This window comes from Muricoccus vinaceus (assembly GCF_042433125.1).
Lineage (GTDB): Bacteria > Pseudomonadota > Alphaproteobacteria > Acetobacterales > Acetobacteraceae > Roseomonas > Roseomonas vinacea.
This window is the reverse complement of the sequence record NZ_JBHLVZ010000025.1, coordinates 153,464-161,732: the sequence shown is the minus strand read 5'-3', so window position 1 is coordinate 161,732 and position 8,269 is coordinate 153,464. Positions and strand designations below refer to the sequence as shown.

Annotated in this window: 10 protein-coding genes; 4 read left to right on the top strand and 6 right to left on the bottom strand. The window is 68.6% G+C overall.

Features of this window, described 5'->3' with window-relative positions:
• Positions 1–705: 705 nt before the first annotated feature.
• From ACFFIC_RS12155 to ACFFIC_RS12130, 6 genes are all read right to left on the bottom strand, one after another.
• The gene (locus ACFFIC_RS12155) at positions 706–2,550 is read right to left on the bottom strand and encodes an ABC transporter ATP-binding protein/permease (RefSeq protein ID WP_377050609.1); all 1,845 of its coding nucleotides are present in this window, start codon (positions 2,548–2,550) and stop codon (positions 706–708) included.
• A gap of 48 nt (positions 2,551–2,598) precedes the next feature.
• Positions 2,599–3,282: a hypothetical protein gene (locus ACFFIC_RS12150; protein ID WP_377050607.1), complete on the bottom strand. Its 684-nt coding sequence runs from the start codon at positions 3,280–3,282 to the stop codon at positions 2,599–2,601.
• A gap of 23 nt (positions 3,283–3,305) precedes the next feature.
• Complete coding sequence (locus tag ACFFIC_RS12145; RefSeq protein WP_377050605.1) at positions 3,306–3,467, bottom strand: DUF1328 domain-containing protein; 162 nt, start codon at positions 3,465–3,467, stop codon at positions 3,306–3,308.
• A gap of 86 nt (positions 3,468–3,553) precedes the next feature.
• Positions 3,554–3,841: a CsbD family protein gene (locus ACFFIC_RS12140; RefSeq protein WP_377050603.1), complete on the bottom strand. Its 288-nt coding sequence runs from the start codon at positions 3,839–3,841 to the stop codon at positions 3,554–3,556.
• Positions 3,842–3,945: 104 nt separating this feature from the next.
• On the bottom strand, positions 3,946–4,662 hold the full coding sequence (locus ACFFIC_RS12135) for a response regulator (protein ID WP_377050601.1): 717 nt from the start codon (positions 4,660–4,662) through the stop codon (positions 3,946–3,948).
• 119 nt (positions 4,663–4,781) lie between these two features.
• The gene (locus tag ACFFIC_RS12130; RefSeq protein ID WP_377050619.1) at positions 4,782–4,919 is read right to left on the bottom strand and encodes a hypothetical protein; all 138 of its coding nucleotides are present in this window, start codon (positions 4,917–4,919) and stop codon (positions 4,782–4,784) included.
• Here ACFFIC_RS12130 and ACFFIC_RS12125 point away from each other — a divergent pair.
• From ACFFIC_RS12125 to ACFFIC_RS12110, 4 genes are all read left to right on the top strand, one after another.
• Positions 4,881–5,333 (top strand): sigma-70 family RNA polymerase sigma factor, encoded by a 453-nt coding sequence (locus ACFFIC_RS12125; protein WP_377050617.1) that lies wholly within the window; start codon positions 4,881–4,883, stop codon positions 5,331–5,333. The two genes, ACFFIC_RS12130 and ACFFIC_RS12125, sit on opposite strands and share 39 nt — an antisense overlap.
• 94 nt (positions 5,334–5,427) lie before the next feature.
• Positions 5,428–6,087, top strand: a complete 660-nt coding sequence (locus ACFFIC_RS12120) for a sigma-70 family RNA polymerase sigma factor (RefSeq protein ID WP_377050599.1) — start codon at positions 5,428–5,430, stop codon at positions 6,085–6,087.
• 2 nt (positions 6,088–6,089) lie between these two features.
• On the top strand, positions 6,090–6,299 hold the full coding sequence (locus ACFFIC_RS12115; RefSeq protein WP_377050597.1) for a NepR family anti-sigma factor: 210 nt from the start codon (positions 6,090–6,092) through the stop codon (positions 6,297–6,299).
• 200 nt (positions 6,300–6,499) lie between these two features.
• A complete protein-coding gene (locus ACFFIC_RS12110) occupies positions 6,500–8,182 on the top strand; it encodes a sensor histidine kinase (protein ID WP_377050595.1) in 1,683 nt (560 codons plus the stop codon).
• The last annotated feature ends 87 nt before the right edge of the window (positions 8,183–8,269 follow it).

Below are 8,269 nucleotides of genomic sequence, written 5' to 3'. Positions count from 1 at the left end.
CGTCAGCCCGAGCGCATCACCTCCATCGCAACCAGACCTTGGGCACAGGTCAGTCAATGACGCATGGCGTATCATACCCAATCTCGGAGCCATTCCCGACGACTGCCGCCAAGCCTGGCACCAGCTCACCGACGAGCCAGGCCGCATTGCCTCTCCAGACTGACCACCTTTTACCTGCGGACGGTCAGAACTTCATGAGGCGGATATGCCATGACAGACGGCATGAACAACAACACGAAGGGCAGTGATAACCGCGGCTTCGAGGTTCTGACAGGACCAGGCCGACACCGACTTGCCTTGCCGACGTACAAAGCGAAGATCCTTGTTGAGATTGTGTGGTGGGGTGCGGTGGGGAATAAGGTCGTGCAATGCCGGTAAAGGCCACCCCGGGCTGTCACCTCGGCGCATAGTGAGTGGATCCATGCAAGGCGGTGGTGGCACGCTTCAGGGTAACTGTGTCGGCAGAAAATCCGGCGCAGTCCTTTGAGGCCAATCACTCGGGGCAGCAGCGTCTTATTAGAAAACCTTGTCCTCGCTCTGAACGGAATCGTCCGCGCCCGCCTGATGCCAGAACGAGGCACATTTGGGCAGGACAGGCTTCGGCACCCGCGTCATGCCGCCCACAAACGGAGCACGGCGCGGCAGAGCTTCAGCCGAATGCCGGTATCCTGGCCTGAGTCCCCGGCATTCCATGTATCAAACCCGTCAGACCGTCACACGCGCCCGTCGGCGGAACGGATTGCGGATCTTGATCTTGCGGGTCTTCAAAACCCGTGTCGGAGTCCGCATGGCCAGCCGCGCGCCCTCGGGCCCGCGCTGCAGGTGCAGCGTGCGCTCGTGGAAGGCCTCCAGTCCCGGCCGGTGACCGATGGAGATCAAGGCGCTCCTGGGCAATTCGTCGAGCACCAGTTGCATCATGGCATCCTGATTCTCCTCATCGAGGGCCGCCGTCGCCTCGTCCATGAAGATCCAGCGCGGCTTCTGGATCAGCAGCCGTGCGAAGCCCAGCCGCTGCTGCTCGCCAAGCGACAGCATCTGATCCCATCGGCCGTCCTCGTCGAGCTTCTCCTCCAGATGCGCGAGCCCGACCCGCGACAGCGCCGGTCCTGCCACCTCGTTCGTCACCGTCTCCGGTGCGTGGGGATAGGACAGCGCGCCCCGTAGCGAGCCGAGCGGCAGATAGGGGCGTTGCGGCATGAACATGGTGGCGTCGCGCGGCGGCATGACGATCTCGCCGCTGCCCCAGGGCCAGATGCCGGCAAAAGCCCGGAACAGCGTGCTCTTGCCCGTGCCCGATTCGCCCTTGACCAGCACGCGCTCGCCCGCACGGATCTCGGCCGTCGCCTCCGCAATCACCACGGAGCCGTTGGAGAACGCCACCTGCACATCGCGGAACGCGACGCGCTCCTCCTCCCCCGCCGGCTCTTCCACGCGCACCAGGGTGGGCTGGTCCGGCTCGGCGACCATCTGCTCGATCACGCGGAGCGATTCACGGAAGCTGAGCAGCCGCTCCACGCTGGAGCGCCACTCGGCCAGGCGGGGGAAGTTGTCGACGAACCAGTTCAGGGAGGCCTGCACCGAGCCGAAGGCAGAGCCGATCTGCATGAGGCCGCCAAGCGTGATCGCACCCGAGAAATAAGAAGGCGCCGCGACCACGGTGGGAAACACGGAGGTGAGCATCCCATAGGCGCTGGTCAGCCACATCAGGTTGCGCTGGCTTCGCATGAGGTCGCGCACCGAGGTCGCGACGTGCACGAAGGTGGCCACCAGCCCGCGCCGCTCGTCGGCCTCGCCGCCGATGAGGGCAATGCCCTCGCTGCTTTCCCGTGCCCGCACCAGCGAGAAGCGGAAATCTGCCTCCTTCGCCATGCGCTCCGTGTTCAGCCGCACCATCGGCCGGCCCACGAAATAGGTCAGCACGGAACCGATCAGCGCATAGATCAGCGCGGCCCAGACCATGTAGCCGGGAATGGTGATGTCCTGTCCGGCGATGGTGAGGTTCAGCGCGCCCGAGATGGTCCAGAGGATGCCGATAAACGCGCAGAGCATGATGGCCGAGTTGAACAGGCCCGTCGCGAAGTCCACAGCCAGGTCCACGCTCAGCCGAGCGTCCTCCGCGATGCGCTGGTCCGGGTTGTTGCTCTCCCCCGCGCGCTCCAGCTGGTAATGCCGCGCGTTCGTCATCCAGAGATCGAGCAGGCGCTTGGTCAGCCACTCGCGCCAGCGCAGTTGCACGAGTTGCTTCACGTAGAGCTGATACACGGCCGTGACCATCGAGGACCCAGCCAGTCCCAGGAACAGCACCATCTGCCACAGGAAGGCGTCGCGGTCCCGGTTCTCGAGCGCGTTGAAGAAGTCGCGGTTCCAGAGATTGAAGCGGATCTGGATCAGGATCTGCAGCAGGGTCAGTGCCAGCAGCCCGCCGCCCAGCCAGCGCGCCTTTTTCTCGCGAAGGAAGAACCCCCCGGCCAGTTGCAGGAAGGCGCGCACGGCACCCGTCTGCACGGGGCCGCCGGCCGTCGCAGCCTCGCTTGTGGTCTGCTCACTCACGCCCAGCACCGCCCGCTTCCGCCCAAACCCGTTGCATAAACCGTTTCGTCACTGTGGGCGATCCTGTGGGGGTGGCAAGGCTTCAAGCTTGTCCGGAGCCTCGCCGATGCGCTCGGCGTCCAGGGCGCGGCCCCGGTCCGCCACGGCCGCGCCGCGACCGGCGGCGGCCACCGTCCGGCCCACCGCCAGCCGGTCGCCCAGCGCCGCCGCCACGCCCGGCGGCACGCGAATCACCACGCCGTCGTCCAGGATGGCGCCGATCGAATCCCCCTGCGGCGTGAGCAACGGCGCCCGCACCGTGCCGGACACCTCCATCGCCTCGCCTGCCGCGTGGAAATCGGGAAAGGTCCAGGTCGGCCGGTCCACGAAATGCGCGGGGGAAGAGCCGTCCTTGGCCCAGGCCAGCAGCGTGATCACCGGCGCGCGCCTGGCGCGGATGCCATAAACCACGATGGAGCGCCCGCTGGGCACGGCCTCCATGATCTCGCTGCCCACCGTTTCGGGAAAGATCACCTGCGGCCCTTCGCGGAACAGCAGGCGGTCGGTCTTGCCATCCGGGTTGATCAGGTACCGGTCGACCACGCCCGTGAAGGAGGGAAGCTGCGTCGGATCGAACCAGAGGCGACCATTGGCAGCACGCGCATCCGCGCCCTGGGCCCGGACCCCCGAAGATGCGAACGGCCCCGCGGCAAGCGCCGCGAGGCCGGCCAGGCACGCCGCGCGGCGCTGCATGAACCGTGAAGCTCCGGCCGGGATCAGATCCAGCCCCGGCCCGCGACCAGCGACACCAGGAACAGGATGATGAAGATGATGAACAGGATCTTCGCAATCCCACTGGCGGCCGAGGAGACACCCCCGAAGCCCAGCACCCCGGCAACAAGCGCGATGATCAGGAAGATGACGGTCCAGTAGAGCATGTCAGGGGTCCTTCAAGGCCGATGCGTTGCCTGAACGTGGAACCCCTGGGCCGGTTGCTCCCTGGACACGGCACGTGACCCGCGCGCTACACCGTGCCGTTCTGCCCGCTGCTCTGGCCACCCTTGTTGCCGCTTCCGGCGTCGCCAGTGGAGACGGACTGGTTGGCGTTGCCAGGATCCTCCGCCGAACCCCATTCGGACAACTGCTTCTCCGCCTCGTCCGGGCCGAGGCCGTAGCGCTCGCGGATCCGTTCCAGCAGCAGGTCGCGCTTGCCGCCGGCCTGGCTGATGTCGTCTTCCGTCAGCTTGCCCCATTGCTGGCGGACCTTGCCGCTCATGCCCGACCAGTCGCCAGCCAGCTTGTCCCAGTCCATCGAAGCCTCCCCTGGTTCAGCCCGCGGAAGGCGGGCGGCGCGAAAGGGAAACGGAAGGGCGGGCCGGGCAGTTGCCCGACCCGCCCTCCCTGCGCCGGTGCCGCTCAGTCCAGCGTCACGCCGCCTGACACCGCCTGGTAGGTGGCGATCGCGAGGGCCATCGGTTCGAAGGGCTTGCTGATGATGAAGGCCGGCTCCAGCCGGTCCGCGGTCAGCAGCCGCTCCGGATAGGCGGTGACAAAGATCACCGGCGTGTTCTGCTCCTGCAGGATCCGCTGCACGGCGGAAATCCCATCGCCACCCGGCCCCAGGTTCACGTCCGCCAGGATCAGCCCGGGCCTGAGGTCCCGCGCCATCGCGACGGCCTCGGCCTCGCCGCTGGCAACGCCCACCACGTTGTGGCCGCAGGCTTCCACCAGCTGGCGGATGTCCATGGCAATGATCGGCTCGTCCTCGATCACCATGATGTCCGTGGCGGCCACCGCGCGCAGCGCCTCGCGCGCCGCCTCCAGCATCCGCCGCGCCTCGGGCAGGGGCGTGCCGATGGCCAGGGCCGCGTCGGTCAGGGAAAGGTCCTCGAGCGCAGTCAGGAGAAGAAGCTGGCGCTGCTTGGCGCCGATGTGCTCGCCCGTGCTGTCCGGCACCAGGCGGCTCACCCCCGCGAAAAGGGCGATGGCCACCGGAACGTCCTGGGGCAGCCCGGCGCGCAGGGCCTGCGCGACCAGCGCGTCGCCGCGCGCCTGCCCGCCCGTCAGGGCGCGGGCATAGCGCCTTGCGAAGGGCAGGGTACGAAGCAACTCCCCCTGCGTGACCGCATTCATCCGTGATAGTCCTCCGCGAACCCGTCCGGGCCGCCATATGGCGGGCCGCAACGGTCTTTACATGGGTCCATGCGGCGCCACGTCGATGCGCGGTGCCGCTAATCCGATCAGCCAGCCTTTCAGCCGGGGTCATGTTGAAACCAGACGATCCCGCAGGCGAGAACTTCCGCCCTGCCCTGACGCGCCTGATCCCCGACCTCCGGGCTTTCGCCCGCTTTCTGTCCCGCGATCCGGCAGCAGCCGATGATCTCGTGCAAGACACATTGCTGCGTGCGCTTCGCTCGGAAGATCAATGGGAGCGCGGTACCAGCCTCAAGGCCTGGACCTTTTCCATCTTGCGGAACGCGTGGTTCGAGAACCGGCGCCGCGCCGCCGCCCAGAAGCGCGCCATGGATCGCGTGCCCGTCGAAGAGGGGATGCCCGCCGGCCAGGAGCACCGCATGGAGGTGATGGGCCTGGCCCGCGCCATGGCCCATCTGCCGCGCGACCAGCAAGAGGCGCTGGTGCTGGTGGGTGCGCTCGGCTTCTCCGGGGAGGATGCGGCGCGCGTTGCCGGCGTTCAGGTGGGCACGCTGAAGACCCGCCTTTCCCGGGCACGAAAGGCGCTGGCGGCCCAGTATGGCGGGCCGGAAGGCACGGAAGGGCAGGGGAGGGAGCCTGGAGATCGTTGAAAACGTGCCTGTCTTTTTCGTGAAAAGGAATGCCGTAACCTATTCAGGGGACGGCGCATTGGTCCGGCGAAGATCGAGCCGAGGGGAAGTTACCATGACCCAGACCATTGCTGCCGAGACCATCGCCGCCGAAGCCGTCCAGCCCGCTGTCCGCGCCACCCACACCGTCGCCGACTTCCACAAGCTGCTGGTGACCACCCTTCCCCGGCTCCGCGTGCAGGCCCTTGCGCTGACCCGCAACCGCTCGGACGCCGACGACCTCGTTCAGGCTGCCGTCACCTCGGCGCTGGCCGCCAAGGACAGCTTCACCCCCGGCACCAACTTCGGCGCCTGGATGTTCCGCATCCTGCGCAACCGCTTCATCTCCGACGTCCGCCGCAAGCGCGAGACGACCGACATCGACGACGTGCCGAGCAGCGCCTTCGCGCGCCCCGGCGCCCAGGAAGACAGCCTGGTGATGCGCGAGCTGCGCGGCCACCTGGGCCGCCTGCCGGCCGAGCAGCGCACGGCGCTGGTGATGGTGACGGTGCAGGGCCTGTCCTACGAGGAAGTGGCCGCCGCCATGGATTGCGCGGTGGGCACCGCCAAGTGCCGCGTCTTCCGTGCCCGCCAGACCCTGCAGCGCTGGCTGACCGGCGAGGAGCGTGGGGTCGATGCGCCTGTCGCCGCCCGCAAGGTTTCCTCTTCCCCTCGCGCCGCGCGCCGTCATACTGCCCGCGATGAGGATGGGATGGGGCGCGCGTCCCCTGTCTGAGGATGGACGAGGGTAAGCCAGGAAAAAAAGCGGGGGCCGCAGTGTCGAAGCCCGTTCAGTCCGGAGTGAACGGGCGCGGTCATGCCGCGCCCGAAGCCGCCTTTGACGTGTGGCTGCAACGCGGGCTGCATCAGATGTTCGATGACGTGATGCGGGAACCGATTCCAGAAGAGTTGCTGCGCCTGATCGAGCAGGATCGCGGGCAGGGCTGAGCAGAGTGCCGGACGATCGGCCGACGTCCGGCGTGCCCGATTCGGGAACGTCCCGGTCCAATGTCTCCGCGGCGTCGCCCCAGGCGGCGGCGCCACCTCTCGATTCTCCTCCGTCCGCACCGCGCGCCTTTCTCGGGTTGCGAGGGCCCGGCTGCCTGAAGCTATGGCTCGCGGCCGTGCTGGGCGGCATTCGCGGGCGGATGATCGTGCTTCTCATGGTGGCGGGCATTCCCGTCGCCTCGATCGCCATCACCAATGCTCTCCAGGACCATCGAGCCGCCCTCGCCGAGGGAAGGAGCGGGGTGGAAGGCTTCCGCACGCTGATGGCGGTGCGCTACGGGGCGGCGCTGGGCGCGGCCGAATCCCTCCTGTCGGCCCTCGCGCAGGAAGACCCGCGCTCGTCCGACGATCCGTCGACCTGCAATCCCGCCCTGCGCCGCGTGATCGACCTGCATCCGGGCGACATCGCCGAGATCGCCGTGATTTCCACCGGCATGAATCCGCTCTGCGGCAACGTCCCCGCCGGTTACGACCTTTCCCCCTTGCTGGCCGAGGCGCTGGCGGGTGGCACCCCGATCCATGGCGGCTTCCTGCCGGGCGGCACGGGGCGGGCCCCCGTGCTGCCTGTGGTTGTTCCGGGCGCCGGCCTTCCGGGAAGCAACACGCTCCCGCAGGGGGCACCCTCGCAGCCCTGGGGGGTCGCGGGTGCCGTGGTGCTGCGCGACTACGCGCCCCTGTCCGGCAGCGCCCGGGAAGCGGGCGGCCGGGTCTGGCTGGTGGACCGTGACGGCCGCGTGCTTTCCCCCGGGGGGCCTGGCGGCCCGGTGCTGGACATGGCGGTGCTCGACCAGCTGGAAGATGGTGGCCAGGTGGTGGAAAGCCCGGGCGGCAACATGGCCTATGCCGGCGCGAGGCTGAACCCCGGCCTGCGCCTGGTGGTCGGTCAGCCCGTCGGCATGGTGCGGGAAGCCGCGCGCACGGTGCTGATCCAGCGCATCATGGAACTGGCGACTTTCCTGGTGGCCTGCCTGGCCGCCATCGTGGTCGGCGCGGACCTCGCGATGGTCAGGCCGCTTCGCCTGCTTTCCGCCCGCGTGCGCGGCTGGCGGCCGGGCGCCGCCTTCCGCGTCAGCCCCGCCGGCACCGAGCCGCGCGAGGTGCGCGCCGTGGAGCAGGCCTTCAGCGAGGCCGCCGCCGCCCTGGCGAGGCGCGAGGGTGACCTGCGCGCCGCGCTGGAACAGCGCGACGCGCTGATGGGCGAGATCCATCACCGCGTGAAGAACAACCTCCAGATCGTCTCATCCCTGCTGAACCTGCAGGCCGGACGCATCGCCGACCCGGCGGCCACCGCGGAGTTCCTGGCCGCCCGCAACCGGGTCCGCGCGCTGGCGACCCTGCACCGCCACCTCTACATGCAGCACTCCTTCGAGGCGGTGTCGCTGGTCCCCTTTCTGACCGAACTGGCGAACCAGCAGTTTTCCTCCCACAACGAGGCTCCGGGGGAACGGATCGCCCTCAAGCTGGAGATCGCGGACATCGCCATCTCCACCGACCAGGCCGTCTCCCTTTCCCTTTTCGTGACGGAGGCGCTCGGCAACGCGGTGGAGCACGCCTTCCCCGACGACTCCCGCGGCACCGTTCGCCTTTCCCTTTCGGAGGAGAACGGCGAGGTGACGCTCCTGATCCGCGACGACGGCGCCGGCCTGCCTGACCGCAAGGAACGCCCGCGCGGCCTTGGCCTGCAGCTCATGGAAGGCTTTGCCAAGCAGTTGGGCGGGTCCCTTGCCGGCGGGTGCCTCCCGGCGGAGGAGGGCGGCGGCACCGGCTGGACCGTGCGCTTCCCCGTGCGGGAGAACTCCGCCCCCCGCACCATGGGGGGCTGAGGTGCGGCCGCTGCCACGGCCGCGCAACCGTCCCTGCGGGGCCGCGTTGCCCCCCCGACCCTACCAAGTCACCCCATCCACCGGATC